We start from the raw sequence: 16,335 nt of genomic DNA on the forward strand, positions 1-16,335 counted from the left end.
GCTGCACACCTACAATCACCACCGCGGACACACCGCGCTGAAGGGCCAACCACCCGCCAGCCGCGTCCCCAACCTCTCAGGGCAATACACCTAGGGCGTGCTCGCGGCGGCGAGGTGGTGGTCGAGCGCCCGGTGCGGATCCTCCTCGCCGGGCGCTGCCGCCGGATCGGCGTGCACCAGAGCCGCCGTCAGACGCGGCACCGCGTGCAGCAGGGCGTGTTCGGCCGACACGGCGACCCCGTGCGCCTGACGTACCGTCAAGTCGCCGTCCACCACGACCGCGACCTCGGCGCGCAGCCGGTGCCCGATCCACCGCAGCCGCAACTCGCCCACCCCGCGCACCCCTTCGACCTCCCGCAGCGCCCGCTCTGCCCGGTCGACCAGCGCCGGGTCGACGGCGTCCATCACCCTGCGGAACACCTCCCGGGCGGCGTCCCGCAGCACCAGGGCGATCGCCGCCGTGATCGCCAGTCCCACGACCGGGTCGGCCAGGCGCCACCCGAGCGCCGAGCCGCCCGCGCCCAGCAGCACCGCGAGCGAGGTGAAACCGTCCGTGCGGGCGTGCAGTCCGTCCGCGACCAGCGCGGCCGAGCCGATGGAGCGGCCGACCCGGATGCGGTACCGCGCGACCCACTCGTTGCCCGCGAAACCCGCCAGCGCGGCCACGGCGACGGCCCCCACGTGGTGGACGGGCCGGGGGTCCAGCAGCCGCTCCACCGCCGTCCAGCCCGCGAAGGCCGCGGAGGCGGCGATGGTCAGGACGATCGCGATGCCCGCCAGATCCTCGGCCCGGCCGTAACCGTAGGTGAAGCGGCGGGTGGCCGCCCGCCGGCCGAGGACGAAGGCGATGCCGAGGGGGACGGCCGTCAGCGCGTCCGCCGCGTTGTGCACCGTGTCGCCGAGCAGGGCCACCGACCCGGAGAACGCGACCACGACCGCCTGGGCGGCGGCCGTCACGCCCAGCACCGCGAGGGAGACCCAGAGCGCTCGCATGCCCCGGGCGGAACTCTCCAGGGCCGCGTCCAGCTTGTCGGCCGTCTCGTGGGAGTGGGGCGTGAGGAGATGCCCGAGGCGGTGACGCAGAGCGCGGGCGCGGGAGGCGGCGGACGGTGCGGAGGCAGGCGAATCGGGACCGGTGCGGCCGGCGGGGCGGTGCGGGTGGTCATGGGCGTGATCGTGCGGCCGGTGGTGCGTGTGACCACGGGGCCGGTGGGCTGAGTGGTGGTGTGCGTGCTCGTGATCGGGGCGGTGCTCGTCCGTCCGGTGTCCGTGGTCATGCTCGTCGTCCGTCCGGTGTCCGTGGTCGTGCCGCTCGCTCACGTCGATCCCCTTCCGGTGCGCCGGGGTGGACGGGTGCGCGCCCACCCGGCCATTATGTGCTTATGAGCGCACGCATGCACCTGTCATCTGCGCACCATGCGCATCCGCGCACCCCCGGCGAGGAGCAGTTCGCCCTCGCCGCCGAACTGCTCGCCCTCCTCGGCGACCGCACCCGGCTCGCCCTGCTGCATGCTCTGACCTCGGGCGAGGCCGACGTGACCACGCTGACCGAGGCCTGCGGCGCGGCCCGGCCGGCGGTCAGCCAGCACCTCGCGCGGCTGCGGCTGGCCGGGCTCGTCAGCACCCGCAAGGAGGGCCGCCGCGTGGTCTACTCACTCTCCGACGGACATCTGCGCCGCTTGGTGGACGAGGCGCTGAACGTGGCGGACCACCGGCTCGGCGACGAGCCGCCGCACGACTGACCCGGGGGATCAGTAGCGCTCGGCCGTCCCGAGGTACTGCTCCACGAAGGCGGCAGCGGCGGCCGGCGAGGTGAACAGCCGGCGCAGCCGGGCGGACGCGGCCCCCGCCCGGAACGGGTCGCCGGACGCCGTCCCGTGGTAGACCTCGGACAGCCACTGCGAGAACTCCTGGTAGTCCCACACCCGGCGCAGGCTGGCCTCCGAGTAGCCCTCCAGACCGGCCTCGTCGCCCGCTTCCAAGGCGGCGGCCAGCGCGTCGCCGAGCAGGAACGCGTCGTGCAGTGCGAGGTTCATGCCCTTCGCGGCGATGGGCGCGACGAGGTGCGCCGAGTCTCCGGCCAGGAAGAGCCGCCCGTACCGCATCGGCTCGACCACGTAGTCGTGCATGTCCAGCACCCGCTTCTCGATCAGCGGGCCCTCGGCGAGCGGCGGCGCCCCGGCCACCTCGAGTCGCCGGCGCAGCTCGGACCAGATCCGGTCGTGCGGCCAGTTCCCCGGGTCGTCGCCGGGCGGACACTGGAGGTAGTACCGGGTCACCTCGGGGCTGCGGGCCATGTGCCCGGCGAAACCGTCCGGATGCACGCCGAACAGGACGCAGTCGCAGGACGGCGGCGCCTCGGCGAGCAGGGCCAGCCAGCCGATGCCGTAGTCGTGCCGGGCGATCCGCGCGCGCCCGGCCGAGGGCGCGGCCCGGCTCACCCCGCGCGCGCCGTCCGCGCCGACCACGAAGTCACAGGTCAGCAGCCGCCGTTCGCCCGAATCGGGGCAGGTGTACGACACGGAGGGACGAGCCGAGTCGAGGTCGTGGAGCCCGACGTCGCGGACCGAGAAGCGGGCGTCGCCGCCGCGCACCTCGACGTACTCGCGGACGAGGTCGGTGACCAGCAACGGCTGCGGATACACCCAGTGGTGATGTCCTGTCAGCTCGGTGTAGGGCAGGCGGTGACGCTCGCCGCCGAAGCGGAACTCGCACGCCGAGTGCCGCTGCGCCCGCTCCACCAGGCCCTGCGCGAGGCCGCGTTCGCGCAGTCCGCGGACGACCCGCTCCTCGATGACTCCGGCGCGCGGCCGTCGCTCGATGAAGGCACGGCTCTCCGCCTCCAGGACGACACAGTCGACGGACGCGGCGCGCAGGATGTTCCCGACGGTCAGACCCGCGGGTCCCGCGCCCACGACGACGACCGAAGTGTGCTGGGAGGAGGGGGATTCGGCGGTCACCCTCCCATTATGGGCGGGTCCCCAGCCGGGGGATCTCGATCGCCGGGCAGCGGTCCATGACCATCTCCAGGCCGGCCGCCCGCGTGCGCTCGTAGGCCGCCTCGTCGACGACGCCGAGCTGGAACCACACCGCCCTCGCGCCCTTGGCCACCGCCTCGTCGGCGACGGCGCCCGCGAGCTCGCTGTTGACGAAGACGTCGACGACGTCCACCTCGAAGGGGATGTCCGCGAGGGACGCGTACCCCTGCTCCCCGTGGACCGTCTCCGCCTTCGGATGGACGGGCACCACCCGCTTGCCGAAGCGCCGCAGCACCTCGGCGACGCCGTGGGCCGCGCGGCTGCGGTTCGTCGACAGGCCGACCACGGCCCAGGTGTCACCGAGTCCGGTGAGGATCTCGCGGATCGTTGCCTCGTCGCCGTACACCGGCGGCCTCCTCCGAGTGGGAAATCGTCCACAGCCTGGCTCCCCCTGCAACACCGCACGGCGCACCCTGATTCCGGCTCCTGCCAGCGCACCGCGCTCCGCCCGCCTAGGCTCGCCCTGTGCTGAGCATCATCGACGCCCGAACCGGCGGACCCGTCGCCGCCTCCGTCCGGCGGGGCCCGACCCGGGTCGAGGCGCATGCCCGCGAGTACGGCGCGGCGTCGCTGCGCGTCCTGCTCGTCGCGGATCTCCTCGTCCGCGCCCTGGAGATGGACGGCACGCCCGCGTGGGCCCTGCTGAGCGAGGGGACGAGCGGGCGGGCGGAGCTGCGCGCCGGAGCCGCCGCCCTGGGCATGCACCCCTTCGAGGACGTCCGCGACGCCACCGCGGGAACCGGCGCGGCGCAGGTGCTGCACGTCGTCGGGGCGGACGGCCCGGCCACGGACGGCGTACGGGTCGCCGTCGCCCCCGCGGAGGGGACCGTGCCCGACTGGCGGGGCGCTGCCGCCGGCCGCGGCGAACCGGCCGCGGGCGACGCGGCACCGGATCCCGACCCCGCCGTCCTGCGCCTCGCCCTGCTCGCGGTGGAGCGCACCGAACCCCTCCGGCTCGACGCGGCCGCGCTGGACGAGGCCCGCGACACCCTCGCGCGCTGGCGGCGAGCCGTCGCCGACTGGGCGCGACGGCCCTCGCGTCCGGTCCCCGACGAGGTGCGCGCACGGCTGCGCACCGCGTGGGAGGACGACCTGGACCTGCCCGGTGTGCTGCAGGTGCTGCGCTGGACGGAGGACGCCGGACCGGAGCTGCCGGACGGCGCCCGCTTCGAGACGTTCGCCTACGCGGACCGTCTCCTCGGCCTGGAACTCACCCGCTGCGTGGGAGCCCCGGAATGAATCGCCCGGACGACGTCGCGCCGCGCCGCCTGGTGGTGCTGCGGCACGCCAAGTCGGCCTGGCCGGCCGGGGTCCCCGACCATGAGCGCCCGCTCGCCCCGCGCGGCCGCAGGGACGCCCCGGCGGCGGGCCGCGCCGTCGCCGCGGCCGGATGCGTCCCCGACCTCGCGCTGTGCTCCACCGCCGTGCGCGCCCGCGGCACCTGGGAGCTGGCGTGCGCCCAGTGGGACGCACCCGCGCCGGTCCGCCTCGACCCCCGGCTCTACGGGGCGGACGTGCCCGAGCTGCTCGACGTCGTCCGTGAGACGCCCGCCGGCGTCGGGACGCTGCTGCTGGTCGGGCACAATCCCGGCCTGGAGGAACTCGTCCTCGACCTGGCCGGGGACGGGGAGCCCGCCGCCCTGGACGCGGTGCGGCTCAAGTTCCCGACCTCCGCGCTGGCCGTCCTGACCTGGCACGGAACCGACTGGCGCTCCCTGACCCCCGGCGCGGCCAGGCTGGCGTCGGCGACCGTGCCGAGGGGCGACCGCACGCCGTAGCCGCCCGGCCGGCCCCTGCGCGCCGGGCGGTCCCGGCGGTCGGGCGGCGGTCCCTGCGGCGCCGCCGGCCGCCGGGCGGACCGTCGCCGCGCCGTCGCCGTCGGCGACCCGCGCCGCACCGCATAGGCTGGCCCGATGCAGGAGGAGTACCGCACCGTCGCCCGCGCGGGCGTGCACGAGACCGAGGTCAACCGCTCCCGCTTCCTGTGCGCCCTCGCCCCCGCGGCCACCGAGCAGGAGGCCCAGGACTTCATCGCGTCCGTGCGCAGGGAGCACGCCGACGCCACCCACAACTGCTGGGCGTACGTCATCGGCGCCGACGCCGGCGTGCAGAAGGCGAGCGACGACGGCGAGCCCGGCGGCACCGCGGGCCTGCCGATGCTCCAGATGCTGCTGCGCCGCGAGATGCGGTACGTCGTCGCCGTCGTCACCCGCTACTACGGCGGCGTCAAGCTCGGCGCGGGCGGTCTCATCCGGGCGTACGGCGGCGCGGTCGGCGAGGCGCTTGACGTCCTTCCCGTGCGCACCCGTCGCCGGTTCCGCCTGGCCACCGTGACCGTCGACCACCAGCGGGCCGGCAAGGTCCACAACGACCTCCACGCGACCGGGCGCGACGTGCGCGAGGTCGACTACGGCGAGGCGGTCACCATCGAGATCGGCCTTCCGGAGGCCGAGGTGGACGCCTTCCGGGCCTGGCTGGCCGACGCGACGGCGGGCACGGCCGGCTTCGAGCTGGGCGGGGAGGCGTACGGCGACGCGTGACCTGTCCGACACCCACCTGGTCGCAATGTCCGTAACGCACCCTTGTGTCACCTGTCATGACGGTGCGATACGGGAGTAACCGCCCGTGCTGTCGGACCCGGCCGTTAGTCTCGGGGATCATGAGGCTCCTGCACACTTCCGACTGGCATCTCGGCCGGGCGTTCCACCGGGTGAACATGCTCGGCGCCCAGTCCGAGTTCATCGGTCACCTGGTCGCCACCGTGCGCGAGCGCGCGGTCGACGCGGTGGTCGTGTCGGGGGACGTGTACGACCGTGCGGTGCCCCCGCTCGCCGCGGTCGAGCTGTTCGACGACGCCCTGCACCGGCTCGCCGACGCCGGCGTGCCGACGGTGATGATCTCCGGCAACCACGACTCGGCCCGTCGGCTCGGCGTCGGCGCCGGACTCATCGGCCGCGCCGGCATCCACCTGCGCACGGACCCGACGGCGGCCGCCACCCCGGTCGTCCTCCGGGACGCCCACGGCGACGTCGCCTTCTACGGCCTGCCCTACCTCGAACCCGCCCTGGTGAAGGAGGAGTTCGGGGTCCAGAAGGCGAGCCACGAGGCCGTGCTCGCCGCCGCGATGGACCGGGTCCGCGCCGACCTCGCCACCCGCGCGCGCGGCACCCGCTCCGTCGTCCTCGCCCACGCCTTCGTCACCGGCGGCGAGCCGAGCGACAGCGAGCGCGACATCACCGTCGGCGGGGTCGCGTCCGTGCCCGCCGGCGTCTTCGACGGCGTCGACTACACCGCCCTCGGCCATCTGCACGGCAGCCAGACCCTCACCGAGCGCGTGCGCTACTCGGGCTCGCCGCTGCCGTACTCCTTCTCCGAAGCGGAGCACCGCAAGACCATGTGGCTCGTCGACCTCGGCCCCGACGGCGGGATCGCCGCCGAGCGGATCGACTGTCCGGTCCCGCGCCCGCTGGCCCGAATCCGCGGCGCCCTGGAGGACCTGCTCGCCGACCCGGCGCTCGCCCGCCACGAGGACGCCTGGGTCGAGGCGACGCTCACCGACGCCGTCCGCCCGGCCGAGCCCATGGCCCGGCTCGCCGTCCGTTTCCCGCACACCCTGAGTCTCGTCTTCGCCCCCGAACGCGCCCCCGACGACCCGGACGTGTCGTACGCGCGGCGGCTTGCCGACCGCAGCGACCAGGAGATCGCCGAGGACTTCGTGGCGCATGTGCGCGGCGCGGGGCCCGACGCCCGCGAACAGGGCGTGCTGCGGGACGCCTTCGACGCGGTGCGCGCGGACGACACGGCGCGGGAGGTGGCCCGATGAGGCTGCACCGGCTCGTCCTGACGGCCTTCGGCCCGTTCGGCGACACCCAGAGCGTCGACTTCGACGAGCTGTCCGCCGCCGGGCTCTTCCTGCTGCACGGACCCACGGGCGCCGGCAAGACCTCGATCCTGGACGCCGTCTGCTACGCGCTGTACGGCTCCGTGCCCGGCGCCCGCCAGAACGGCCAGGGTCCCACCCTGCGCAGCGACCATGCCGCCGCCGGCGCCCGCACCGAGATCACCCTCGAACTCACCGTCGCCGGACGCCGGTTGGAGATCACCCGGCAGCCGCCCTGGGAGCGGCCCAAGAAGCGCGGCGTCGGCACGACGGTGGAGAAGGCGCAGAGCTGGTTGCGCGAGCACGACGCGGCCGCCGGCGCATGGAAGGATCTCAGCCGCTCCCACCAGGAGATCGGCGAGGAGATCACCCAGCTGCTCGGCATGAGCCGCGAGCAGTTCTGCCAGGTCGTGCTGCTGCCCCAGGGCGACTTCGCGCGGTTCCTGCGCGCCGACGCCGAGGCGCGCGGCCGGCTGCTGGGACGCCTCTTCGACACCCGGCGCTTCGCCGAGGTCGAGAAACGGCTCGCCGAACGCCGCCGCACCACCGAGGCGCACGTGCGCGAGGGCGATGCGGCCCTGCTCGCCGACGCCCACCGGATGCAGCAGGCGGCGGGGGAGGCCATGGAACTGCCCGAGGCGGCCCCCGGCGAACCGGGCCTCGCCGAGGCGGTGCTGACCGCCGCGGCCGTCGCCCGCAGCACCGCACGCGAGTGGCTGACCGTCGCCCACTGCGGCCGCCTCGCCGCCGAGTCCGCCGAGGCCGCCGCCGGACGCGCCCTGGCCGACATGCGTGAACGGGCCCGGCTGCAGCAGCGGTTCGCCGAAGCGCGAGAGCGCGCCGCCGCCCTCGAGGAAGGGGCCGGCGCCCACCGGGAGGCGCAGGCGCGGATGGAAAGGGCGCGTAAGGCGGAGGCGGTCGCGCCGGCCCTGGAGCTGCGGGAGTCCGCCGACGCCGAGCACGGTGACGCGTCGGCCCGTGCCGCACGCGCGCGTGCCCTGCTTCCGGAGGGGTTCACGGAGGCCGGCGCCGCGGGACTGGCCGCCGCCGCCCGCCGCGCCGCCGAGGAGCTGGGCGGGCTGGAGTCCGCCCGCCGGGCCGAGCGGCGACTGGCCGACCTCGTCGCCGAGCGGACCGAACTGGACCTGCGGGAGCGCGACGACGACGAGGTCCTGGCGGAGAGCGGGACCTGGCTCGCCGGGTGGGGCGCCGTCCGCGACGGGTTGCGGGCCGCCGTCGAGGCCGCCCAGGAGGCCGCCACCCACGCCGAACAGCTCGACGGCCGGCGGGAGCCCGCGCGCCGCCGCCTCGAGGCGGCCCGGCGGCGCGACGAGCTGACCCGTGAACTGGAGGCCGCCCGGCGCAGGGCCCTCGCCTCCGGGGAGCACGCGCAGGCCGCCCGCGCGCACTGGCTCGCCCTGAAGGAGCAGCGACTCGAAGGCATCGCCGCCGAGCTGGCCGCCACCCTCGCCGAGGGTGCGCCGTGCGCCGTCTGCGGCGCCACCGAGCACCCCGCCCCCGCCCGCAAGGACGCCGGGCACGTCGACCGCGAGGCCGAGGAGCAGGCCCTCGCCGCGTGCCGGGTCGCCGAGGAGGGCCACGCCGCGGACGAACGCCGTCTCGGCGTCGTGCGCGAGGCGCTCGCCGCCGCGACCGCCGAGGCCGGCGACGCACCCGCGGACCGGCTCCTCGCCGAGGCGCAGGACGTGGAGCAGGCCTACGCCCGGGCCCGCCGTGAGGCCTCCGCGCTGCACCTCGCGCGCGAGGAGCTGCGACAGGCCGAGCAGGAGCACGAGCGCCGCGCCGAGGCCCAGCGCGAGGCCGCGGTGCGGGCCGCGTCCCGGGTGGGCCACCGGGACCGGCTGGAGCGGGAGCGCGCCGTGCTGGAGGCGGAGCTGACGCAGGCCCGGGGCACGGCGGAGAGCGTCGCCGCCCGGGCCGCCCAGCTGGAGCTGCGCGCGGCCCGGCTCACCGAGGCGGCCGAGGCGGCGCACGCCGAGGAGGAGAGCGCCGCGCGCCTCAAGGCGGCCGACGGCCGCCTCGACGAGGCCGCGTTCCGGGCCGGCTTCGACACCCCGCGCGCCGCCGCCGAGGCCCTGCTCGACGCCGCCGCCCACCGGGAACTGCAACGCGCCCTGGACGTCCGCCAGGCCGAGGAGGCCGCCGTACGGACCGTGCTCGCCGAGCCCGACACCGTGGCCGCGGCCGGGCAGCCGCCCGCCGACCTCGCGGCCGCGCAGGCCGCCGCGGCGGCCGCCGCCGAACGGCTGCGCGCCACCGCCTCCGCGCAGGACGCCGCGGCCCGCCGCTGCGCGGAGCTCGACCAGCTCTCGGCGCGCGCGGAGAGCGGCGTGCGCCGACTCGCCCCGGTGCGCGAGGAGTACGAGCGGGTGGCCCGGCTGGCGGGCCTCACCGCGGGCACCTCGGCCGACAACGAGCGCAAGATGCGGCTGGAGGCCTACGTGCTGGCGGCCCGCCTCGAACAGGTGGCGGCCGCCGCGACCCTACGGCTGCGGCGGATGTCGTCAGGCCGCTACACCCTCGTGCACTCCGACGACCGGGCGGGCCGCGGGCGCAGCGGGCTCGGGCTGCACGTGGTCGACGCCTGGACCGGGCGCGAGCGCGACACGTCGACGCTGTCCGGCGGCGAGACCTTCTTCGCCTCGCTCGCCCTGGCGCTCGGCCTCGCCGACGTCGTCACCGACGAGGCGGGCGGCGTCCGGCTCGACACCCTCTTCATCGACGAGGGATTCGGCAGCCTCGACGACCAGACGCTCGACGAGGTCCTCGACGTCCTCGACTCGCTGCGCGAACGCGACCGCAGCGTCGGCATCGTCAGCCACGTCGCCGATCTGCGGCGGCGGGTCCACGCCCAGCTGGAGGTGGTGAAGGGCAGGTCGGGATCGGTGGTGCGGCAGCGGGGCTATCTGCCCAGCGGGCGCCGGGGGAGCGGCGAGGAGTAGACGACGCTGGTCGTGACCGACCCGAGCGCGCCGATCTTCCCCGACACCTCCTCCAGATGACGCATCGAACGGGCCGCGACCTTGATCACAAAGCAGTCGTCACCCGTCACATGGTGCGCCTCGAGGATCTCGGGCGTGACGGACACCAGATCGTGGAACGGCTTGTAGTTGCCGTTGGGGTAGCGCAGCCGCACGAACGCCAGGATGCCCAGGCCCAGCCGCTCCGGGTCCACGACGGCCGCGTAGCCCTGGATGACGCCTGCCTCCTCCAGCCTGCGCACCCGCTCGGTGACGGCGCTCGCCGACATCGCCACCGCACGTGCCAGGTCGGCGAAACTGGCCCGGCCCTCCCGCTGGAGGACCTCGAGGATGCGCCAGTCGGTGGCGTCCGGGGAATACGCGGTCATGGGCGAAGACTGCAGGGAAATCCACGGCGAAGCAAGACCGAGGCCGTGGAACGCTCCTTCAGCCGGGGCGATCGCCGCCATAGGTTTGCGGTCGTAGCGAACCTCTCGGAATCCTGCGGAAAGGCCCCAGCGATGACTGCCACGACCTCTCTCGACCCGGTGCTGCGCGTCGCCCCCGCGGCCCCGGCCGAGGCCGCCGCCCACTTCCGGGCGAGCCTCGCCTTCCACGCCGACGTCTCCGACGTGGCCGCCGCCCTCGCCGCCGGCGAACCGGGCTTCGTGGTCCTGGACTCCCGGTCCACCGCGTCGTGGGACCAGGGCCATGTCCCGGGCGCCGTCCACCTGCCCACCGCGCTCATCGCCGAGCAGGCAGAGCGGCTCCTCGACCGGGATGTGCCGGTGGTGACGTACTGCTGGGGTCCCGGCTGCAACGGAGCCACCCGGGCAGCCCTCGCGCTCGCCGAACTCGGCTACCGCGTCAAGGAGATGCTCGGCGGGTTCGAGTACTGGGTGCGGGAGGGCTTCGCGTACGAGACCTGGGAGGGCGGCGCGCGGCGCGCCGCCGATCCGCTCACCGCCCCGGCCGACGCGCCGGACTGCGGCTGCTGAACCCATCGGAGGCGACGATCCCCTCGCCTCCCTTCCTCGGCCCTGCGCGACGCCGTGCACCGCTCCGTGGACAACCGACGCCGTGGACGACCGTCGCCGTGGACGACCGTCGCCTGGACAACCACCGCCTCGGGCAGGCCCGTTCGGGCAGGCGCGTTCGCGTAGGTCCGCTCGGAACGGCCCCGCTGGTCCCGCCCCGACCCCGGAACCGGGCAGGTCCGGGATCGGAGCGGGGTGCGACGCGGAGGGTCAGAGCCGTGCCAGCTCGTCCACCAGGTCGTCGAGGCCCAGCGAGCCCTGCGAAAGGGCCGCCATGTGCCAGGACTTGAGGTCGAAGCCGTCGCCCCGGCGTTCCCGGGCCTTCTCCCGCCCGAGCAGCCAGGCCCGCTCGCCCAGCTTGTAGCCGATGGCCTGGCCGGGGATCGTCAGATAGCGGGTGAGCTCGCTCTCGACGAAGTCCGCGGGGCGGCTGCTGTGCCCGCCGAAGAACTCCTGCGCCAGCTCCGGCGTCCAGCGCTCACCCGGGTGGAAGGGCGAGTCGGCCGGGATCGACAGCTCCAGGTGCATGCCGATGTCGACGATGACCCGCACCGCCCGCATCATCTGTGCGTCCAGGTAGCCGAGCCGCTGCTCCGCGTCCGTGAGGAAGCCCAGTTCGTCCATCAGCCGCTCCGCGTACAGCGCCCACCCCTCGGCGTTGGCGCTGACGATCCCGATGGACGCCTGGTAACGGGAGAGGTCCCCGGCGACGTGCGCCCACTGGGCGAGCTGGAGGTGGTGGCCGGGAACGCCCTCGTGATACCAGGTGGAGACGAGGTCGTAGGCCGGGAAGCGGGTCTGCCCCATGGTCGGCAGCCAGGTGCGGCCGGGTCGTGAGAAGTCCTCCGACGGAGGCGTGTAATAGGGGGCGGCCGCGCTCCCCGCCGGAGCGATCCGCGACTCGACCTTCCGCACCCGCTCGGCGAGTTCGAAGTGGGTGCCGTCGAGGGCTTCGATCGCCTGGTCCATCAGGCCCTGCAGCCATTCGCGGACCTCGTCCACGCCCTCGATGTGCCGGCCGTGCTCGTCGAGGTGGGCGAGCGCCGCCCAGGGCGTCGGTGCGCCCGGCAGGATCTTCTCCGCCTCCTTCTTCATCTCGGCGAGCAACCGGTGGTACTCGGCCCAGCCGTACGCGTAGGCCTCGTCGAGATCGAGGTCGGTGCCGTTGTAGTACCGCGACCAGCGGGCGTAGCGCTCCCGGCCCACGGTGTCCGGCGCGCCCTCGATCGTCGGCGCGTACACGTCCCGGACCCAGTCGCGCAGCCGCTCGACGGCCGCCGTGGCTGCGCGGGCCGCCTCGTCCAGCTCGGCGCGCAGGGCGTCCGGCCGCGACTCGGCACCGGCGGACACGAACTCCTCGAACCAGCCGCGGCCCTCGCCGTCCGCGTCCGACCACTGGGTGAGCTGCTCGACGAAGGTGGCCGTCGGCCGCGGGGCCGCGTAGAGCTTGCGTTCCAGGCCCAGCGTCAGCGACTCGCGGTAGCCCTCGAGCGCCGCCGGCACCGCGCGCAGCCGCTCGGCGATCGCCGTCCAGTCCTCGTCGGTCCGGCTGGGCGTGACGGTGAACACCTCGCGCACCTGGTGCGCGGGTGTGGCCATGTTGCCGACGGTACGCAGCGCCTCGTCCGCGTCGTGCACGGCTAGTTGCGCGGTCAGCCGCTCACGCAGCAGACGTGCGCACCGGCGCTCGATGTCACTGTCCGCGCCGGGCCTGCGCTCCGCCTCGTCGAGCTTCGCCAGGGTGTCGCGCGCGAGCCGCGCGAGGGCCTCCTGGCCCCTGGGCGAGAGGTCGGGCAGTCGGCTCGAGCTCTCCTGCACGCCGAGGTAGGTGCCGGTCACCGGGTCGAGGGCGATGAGGTCGTCGACATAGGCGTCGGCGATCTCGCGGGGAAGCGGGTTGGTGGTGTGTGACATGCGCTCCATCCTCGTACGACGGCGCGGTGCGCGTCACGGCATCTGTCCCGAACCCGTCGGCGGCAGCAGGGGTCCGCACTCCCACTGCTGGAAGATCAGCCGCGTCTCGACACGGGCCACCTCGCGCCGTGAGGTGAACTCGTCGAGCACCAGGCGCTGCAGATCCGCCATGTCCGCGACGGCCACATGGACGAGATAGTCGTCGGGCCCGGTCAGGTGGAAGACGGTCAGCGCCTCCGGCATCGCCCGGATCCGTTCCACGAACGGCCCGACCAGCTCCCGGCGGTGCGGGCGGACCTGCACCGACAGCAGCGCCTGCAGGCCCCGGCCCAACTTGGCCGGATCGAGCCGCAGCTGATGCCCGAGGATCACGCCGGAGCGGCGCAGCCGCGTGACGCGGTCGAGGCACGTCGACGGCGCGACGCCGACCTGCGCGGCGAGGTCGCGGTATGTGGTCCGGGCGTCGTTCTGCAGCAGCCGCAGCAGCTGGAGATCGACCGGGTCCAGTACGACGGATTCGGCCATCGGCCGAACGTAGCACGGAGTCCGGATCCGATCACCCGTCCGATGTTCACTCTGCCGTCCATGGACTCAACCGCTGCGAAGACGCACGCGTACGACGGCGTACGCATGTACGGAGCGCCCCGCGCGCGGGCACTGGCCACCGAGGCCGTGCACGCCGGACGGGACGACCTGGCCGGGCAGGGCCTGCACGCCCCGCCGATCGACCTGTCCACCACCTACCCGTCCTACGACAGCCGCGCCGAGGCCGCCCGCATCGACGCGTTCGCCGCGACCGGGGCGGAGCCGGACGGGCCGCCCGTCTACGGACGGCTGGGCAACCCGACGGTGGCACGCTTCGAGACGGCGCTGGCCCGCCTCGAAGGCACCCCGAGCGCGGTCGCCTTCGCCAGCGGGATGGCGGCGCTGACCGCGGTGCTGCTCGCGCGCGCCTCGGCCGGGCTGCGGCACGTCGTGGCCGTGCGCCCGCTCTACGGGTGCAGTGACCATCTGCTGACGGCGGGGCTGCTCGGCTCGGAGGTCACCTGGACCGACCCCGCGGGGATCGCGGACGCGCTGCGCCCCGACACCGGGCTGGTCATGGTCGAGTCTCCCGCCAATCCGACGCTCGCGGAGGTCGATCTGCGGGCGGTCGCCCACGCCTGCGGCTCCGTCCCGCTGCTCGCCGACAACACCTTCGCCACACCGGTGCTCCAGCGGCCGGCGGAGCAGGGCGCGCGACTGGTCCTGCACAGCGCCACCAAGTACCTCGGCGGCCACGGGGACGTGCTGGGCGGCGTCGTCGCCTGTGACGAGGAGTTCGCGGGCCAGCTGCGGCAGATACGTTTCGCCACCGGCGGCGTGCTGCATCCGCTGGCCGGGTATCTGCTGCTGCGCGGCCTGTCCACGCTGCCCGTGCGGGTGCGGGCCGCCTCCGCGACCGCCGCCGAGCTGGCCCGCCGGCTGGCCGCGGACCCGCGGATCGCGCGCGTGCACTATCCGAGGATCGGCGGCGCGATGGTCGCCTTCGAGGTCGACGGCGACCCGCACGCGGTGATCGCGGGCGTCCGTCTGATCACCCCCGCGGTGAGTCTCGGCAGCGTCGACACGCTCATCCAGCACCCGGCGTCGATCAGCCATCGCATCGTGGACGCGGCGGAACGCCGCGGCGCGGGCGTGAGCGACCGGCTGCTGCGGCTGTCGGTGGGGCTGGAGGACGTCGAGGACCTGTGGGAGGACCTGGACCGGGCGCTCGACGGAGCCGGTCCGGTCCGCGAAGGGGGAGCGCAAGGCCGTCACGAACGGCTGGGGGAGACCGTTCCCGGGTCCGGGCGGGAAGCGGCTGCCGCGGTGTGACGGTGCGGGCGGTCCGGCGGCATCGCACCGCCGGGCCGCCCGCCCTGTGCCGTCGACCTACGTCGTCGTACGTATTCGTCGCCCGCCGCCCGTCGTCCGCAGCCTGCCGCCCCGTGACCGGCACCCAGCGTCCGGCGTCGCGCGTCCGTCGCCCGCCCGCCCGGTACTCGTTCGCGGAGGGACGTTCAGTCGCGTCGGACGCTTTCCTCGTGGCGCTGCTCGGACGACCCCCGGGCCGCGGCGGCCTTCTCCAGGCGGGCGGTGATGACCAGGGTTCCCTCCTCGATCTGGTAGTCGAGGGGCAGTCCGAGGCCGCGCATCGCCGCGACCATGCCGGTGTTGGAGGACTGCGTCACGGCGTACACGCTCCCGCAGCCCGCGTCCCGGGCCATCGCCACCAGGCGGCCGAGCAGTTCCGCGCCGATGCCGCGCCGCTGCCAGCCGTCCTCGACGAGCAGCGCGACCTCCGTCTCGTCGCCGTCCCACAGCAGGTGGCCGAGGCCGACGATGCGGCCCGACCGCGTCTGCACGGCGAGGGTGCGGCCGAAGCGGGGGCTGAGCAGATGGTTGAGGTAGCGGTCCGCGTCGCCGACCGGCCCGTGGTAGCGCATGCCGAGCGTGCGGGCGGAGCACCGTTCGTGCATGTCCTTCGCCGCGGCCACGTCACCCGTGTCCGCCCGGCGCACGGTGATGTCCTCGCCCTCGGACAGCGTCAGGACGTCCTGGCCGTGCGGGACCCGCGGGCCGAGCCGGGCGTCCAGCTCCACCAGCGCACGCGCGCGGGCGAACTCGGTCGGGGTGAACGGCAGATACGCCCTCTCCACCGTGATCACCCCGCCGTCCGGCATGGGCAGGCGCATCACGGTGTCCTCCAGCGCTCCCTCCTCGGGCACGTCCACGGCGGCCTTCGCGCCACCGCGGCCGGCCGCCGCGGGGAGCGAGCGGATCGTGCAGCGGCCGAGCAACTGCCGCAGTGCGAGCGGCAGTTCTGCGGCGTCGAGAGCGGTACGGGTGGCCAGCCCGAGGACCCGGGTCGGCGCGTCCACCAGATCGTGGGCGTCGGCCCGCTCGATCCAGGTGTCGCGGCCGCCTCCCAGCGCCACGGCCCGGGTGATCTCGCCCGCCGCGAGACCACCTGGGGCCCGCAGCAGGAACTCGTCCACGGTGTCCTCGCCCAGCGGGTGCGTCTGCAGGCTCAGAATGTCCACCCGCCGCCCGGCGAGCGCCGCGCACAGGGCGGCCAGCGACCCGGGGGCGTCCTGCACCGTCGTCCGCATCCGCCAGAGGGTGCTCTCCTCGCCGGCCGGCGAGGGAAGCGCGGACGGCCCGGCCTGCGGCTCCTCGGAGCCCGGCCGGGCGCCGGTATCCCCGGCGGGCGGCGCATGACCGTGGCGGCGTGCCCACCAGGTGTGGAACCCGGCCGTGGCGGCGAGCGCGACCGCCGACACCGCCAGCAGCGCCGGGCCGTCCGGACCGTGGCCCACCAGGTTCGCCACTCCGTCGGCCACCGCGACGGCCGTGAAGAGGGCGGCGAGTTCCACCACGTCCCGCCGCCAGTGGTGCACCGGGCGTCCGCGCCGCGCGCGCGTCACATCAGTCAGTTCTCGAGTCATGCAGCCACTGTGGAG

Annotated in this window: 15 protein-coding genes; 8 read left to right on the forward strand and 7 right to left on the reverse strand. The window is 75.0% G+C overall.

Annotated features, from left to right (window positions below; all coding sequences use genetic code 11):
• Positions 1-90: 90 nt before the first annotated feature.
• Positions 91-1,320, reverse strand: coding sequence for a cation diffusion facilitator family transporter (locus ACH4ZA_RS14210; RefSeq protein WP_398429529.1), 1,230 nt, complete (start codon positions 1,318-1,320; stop codon positions 91-93).
• 62 nt (positions 1,321-1,382) lie between these two features.
• Between ACH4ZA_RS14210 and ACH4ZA_RS14215 the strand changes: the two genes are divergently transcribed.
• Positions 1,383-1,742 (forward strand): ArsR/SmtB family transcription factor, encoded by a 360-nt coding sequence (locus tag ACH4ZA_RS14215; protein WP_398429531.1) that lies wholly within the window; start codon positions 1,383-1,385, stop codon positions 1,740-1,742.
• 9 nt (positions 1,743-1,751) lie between these two features.
• Here ACH4ZA_RS14215 and ACH4ZA_RS14220 read toward each other — a convergent pair whose 3' ends face one another.
• Together ACH4ZA_RS14220 and ACH4ZA_RS14225 are read right to left on the reverse strand one after the other, a co-directional pair.
• Positions 1,752-2,960, reverse strand: a complete 1,209-nt coding sequence (locus ACH4ZA_RS14220; RefSeq protein WP_319281774.1) for a 4-hydroxybenzoate 3-monooxygenase — start codon at positions 2,958-2,960, stop codon at positions 1,752-1,754.
• Between the two features lie 7 nt (positions 2,961-2,967).
• Positions 2,968-3,384: a CoA-binding protein gene (locus ACH4ZA_RS14225; RefSeq protein WP_319281777.1), complete on the reverse strand. Its 417-nt coding sequence runs from the start codon at positions 3,382-3,384 to the stop codon at positions 2,968-2,970.
• A 119-nt stretch (positions 3,385-3,503) separates the two neighbouring features.
• Between ACH4ZA_RS14225 and ACH4ZA_RS14230 the strand changes: the two genes are divergently transcribed.
• The 5 genes from ACH4ZA_RS14230 to ACH4ZA_RS14250 all read left to right on the forward strand — a co-directional run bounded on the left by ACH4ZA_RS14230 (position 3,504) and on the right by ACH4ZA_RS14250 (position 9,881).
• Positions 3,504-4,277, forward strand: a complete 774-nt coding sequence (locus ACH4ZA_RS14230) for a hypothetical protein (protein ID WP_319281780.1) — start codon at positions 3,504-3,506, stop codon at positions 4,275-4,277.
• Positions 4,274-4,816, forward strand: a complete 543-nt coding sequence (locus ACH4ZA_RS14235; protein ID WP_319281782.1) for a histidine phosphatase family protein — start codon at positions 4,274-4,276, stop codon at positions 4,814-4,816. Before ACH4ZA_RS14230 ends, ACH4ZA_RS14235 begins: the two co-directional genes overlap by 4 nt.
• Positions 4,817-4,951: 135 nt before the next feature.
• Positions 4,952-5,578 carry a YigZ family protein gene (locus ACH4ZA_RS14240; RefSeq protein ID WP_319282602.1) on the forward strand — a complete coding sequence of 209 codons (627 nt, stop codon included), beginning with the start codon at positions 4,952-4,954 and terminating at the stop codon, positions 5,576-5,578.
• Between the two features lie 119 nt (positions 5,579-5,697).
• A complete protein-coding gene (locus tag ACH4ZA_RS14245; protein WP_319282600.1) occupies positions 5,698-6,861 on the forward strand; it encodes an exonuclease SbcCD subunit D in 1,164 nt (387 codons plus the stop codon).
• A complete protein-coding gene (locus ACH4ZA_RS14250) occupies positions 6,858-9,881 on the forward strand; it encodes an AAA family ATPase (protein WP_398429532.1) in 3,024 nt (1,007 codons plus the stop codon). Before ACH4ZA_RS14245 ends, ACH4ZA_RS14250 begins: the two co-directional genes overlap by 4 nt.
• Here ACH4ZA_RS14250 and ACH4ZA_RS14255 read toward each other — a convergent pair.
• Positions 9,842-10,288 (reverse strand): Lrp/AsnC family transcriptional regulator, encoded by a 447-nt coding sequence (locus ACH4ZA_RS14255; protein WP_107445146.1) that lies wholly within the window; start codon positions 10,286-10,288, stop codon positions 9,842-9,844. The genes ACH4ZA_RS14250 and ACH4ZA_RS14255 overlap by 40 nt on opposite strands.
• 132 nt (positions 10,289-10,420) lie before the next feature.
• On the opposite strand from ACH4ZA_RS14255, the gene ACH4ZA_RS14260 reads away from it, so the two are divergent.
• On the forward strand, positions 10,421-10,897 hold the full coding sequence (locus ACH4ZA_RS14260; RefSeq protein ID WP_319279911.1) for a rhodanese-like domain-containing protein: 477 nt from the start codon (positions 10,421-10,423) through the stop codon (positions 10,895-10,897).
• Positions 10,898-11,146: 249 nt separating this feature from the next.
• On the opposite strand, the gene ACH4ZA_RS14265 is transcribed toward ACH4ZA_RS14260, so the two are convergent.
• Complete coding sequence (locus ACH4ZA_RS14265; protein ID WP_398429533.1) at positions 11,147-12,850, reverse strand: DUF885 domain-containing protein; 1,704 nt, start codon at positions 12,848-12,850, stop codon at positions 11,147-11,149.
• Positions 12,851-12,883: 33 nt separating this feature from the next.
• Positions 12,884-13,375: an Lrp/AsnC family transcriptional regulator gene (locus tag ACH4ZA_RS14270; protein ID WP_319189114.1), complete on the reverse strand. Its 492-nt coding sequence runs from the start codon at positions 13,373-13,375 to the stop codon at positions 12,884-12,886.
• 60 nt (positions 13,376-13,435) lie between these two features.
• Between ACH4ZA_RS14270 and ACH4ZA_RS14275 the strand changes: the two genes are divergently transcribed.
• Positions 13,436-14,707 (forward strand): trans-sulfuration enzyme family protein, encoded by a 1,272-nt coding sequence (locus ACH4ZA_RS14275; protein ID WP_398429535.1) that lies wholly within the window; start codon positions 13,436-13,438, stop codon positions 14,705-14,707.
• Positions 14,708-14,892: 185 nt separating this feature from the next.
• On the opposite strand, the gene ACH4ZA_RS14280 is transcribed toward ACH4ZA_RS14275, so the two are convergent.
• On the reverse strand, positions 14,893-16,320 hold the full coding sequence (locus ACH4ZA_RS14280; protein WP_398429536.1) for a GNAT family N-acetyltransferase: 1,428 nt from the start codon (positions 16,318-16,320) through the stop codon (positions 14,893-14,895).
• Between the last annotated feature and the right edge of the window lie 15 nt (positions 16,321-16,335).

This window comes from Streptomyces sp. NPDC020597 (assembly GCF_044335095.1).
Taxonomy (GTDB): domain Bacteria; phylum Actinomycetota; class Actinomycetes; order Streptomycetales; family Streptomycetaceae; genus Streptomyces.

Excerpts from the sequence above, each read along its gene's own strand:
- ACH4ZA_RS14215 (WP_398429531.1), top strand. The coding sequence starts at position 1,383 with ATGAGCGCACGCATGCACCTGTCATCTGCGCACCATGCGCATCCGCGC.
- ACH4ZA_RS14265 (WP_398429533.1), bottom strand. The coding sequence starts at position 12,850 with ATGTCACACACCACCAACCCGCTTCCCCGCGAGATCGCCGACGCCTAT.
- ACH4ZA_RS14235 (WP_319281782.1), top strand. The coding sequence starts at position 4,274 with ATGAATCGCCCGGACGACGTCGCGCCGCGCCGCCTGGTGGTGCTGCGG.
- ACH4ZA_RS14250 (WP_398429532.1), top strand. The coding sequence starts at position 6,858 with ATGAGGCTGCACCGGCTCGTCCTGACGGCCTTCGGCCCGTTCGGCGAC.
- ACH4ZA_RS14280 (WP_398429536.1), bottom strand. The coding sequence starts at position 16,320 with ATGACTCGAGAACTGACTGATGTGACGCGCGCGCGGCGCGGACGCCCG.
- ACH4ZA_RS14255 (WP_107445146.1), bottom strand. The coding sequence starts at position 10,288 with ATGACCGCGTATTCCCCGGACGCCACCGACTGGCGCATCCTCGAGGTC.
- ACH4ZA_RS14240 (WP_319282602.1), top strand. The coding sequence starts at position 4,952 with ATGCAGGAGGAGTACCGCACCGTCGCCCGCGCGGGCGTGCACGAGACC.
- ACH4ZA_RS14260 (WP_319279911.1), top strand. The coding sequence starts at position 10,421 with ATGACTGCCACGACCTCTCTCGACCCGGTGCTGCGCGTCGCCCCCGCG.
- ACH4ZA_RS14275 (WP_398429535.1), top strand. The coding sequence starts at position 13,436 with ATGGACTCAACCGCTGCGAAGACGCACGCGTACGACGGCGTACGCATG.
- ACH4ZA_RS14270 (WP_319189114.1), bottom strand. The coding sequence starts at position 13,375 with ATGGCCGAATCCGTCGTACTGGACCCGGTCGATCTCCAGCTGCTGCGG.
- ACH4ZA_RS14245 (WP_319282600.1), top strand. The coding sequence starts at position 5,698 with ATGAGGCTCCTGCACACTTCCGACTGGCATCTCGGCCGGGCGTTCCAC.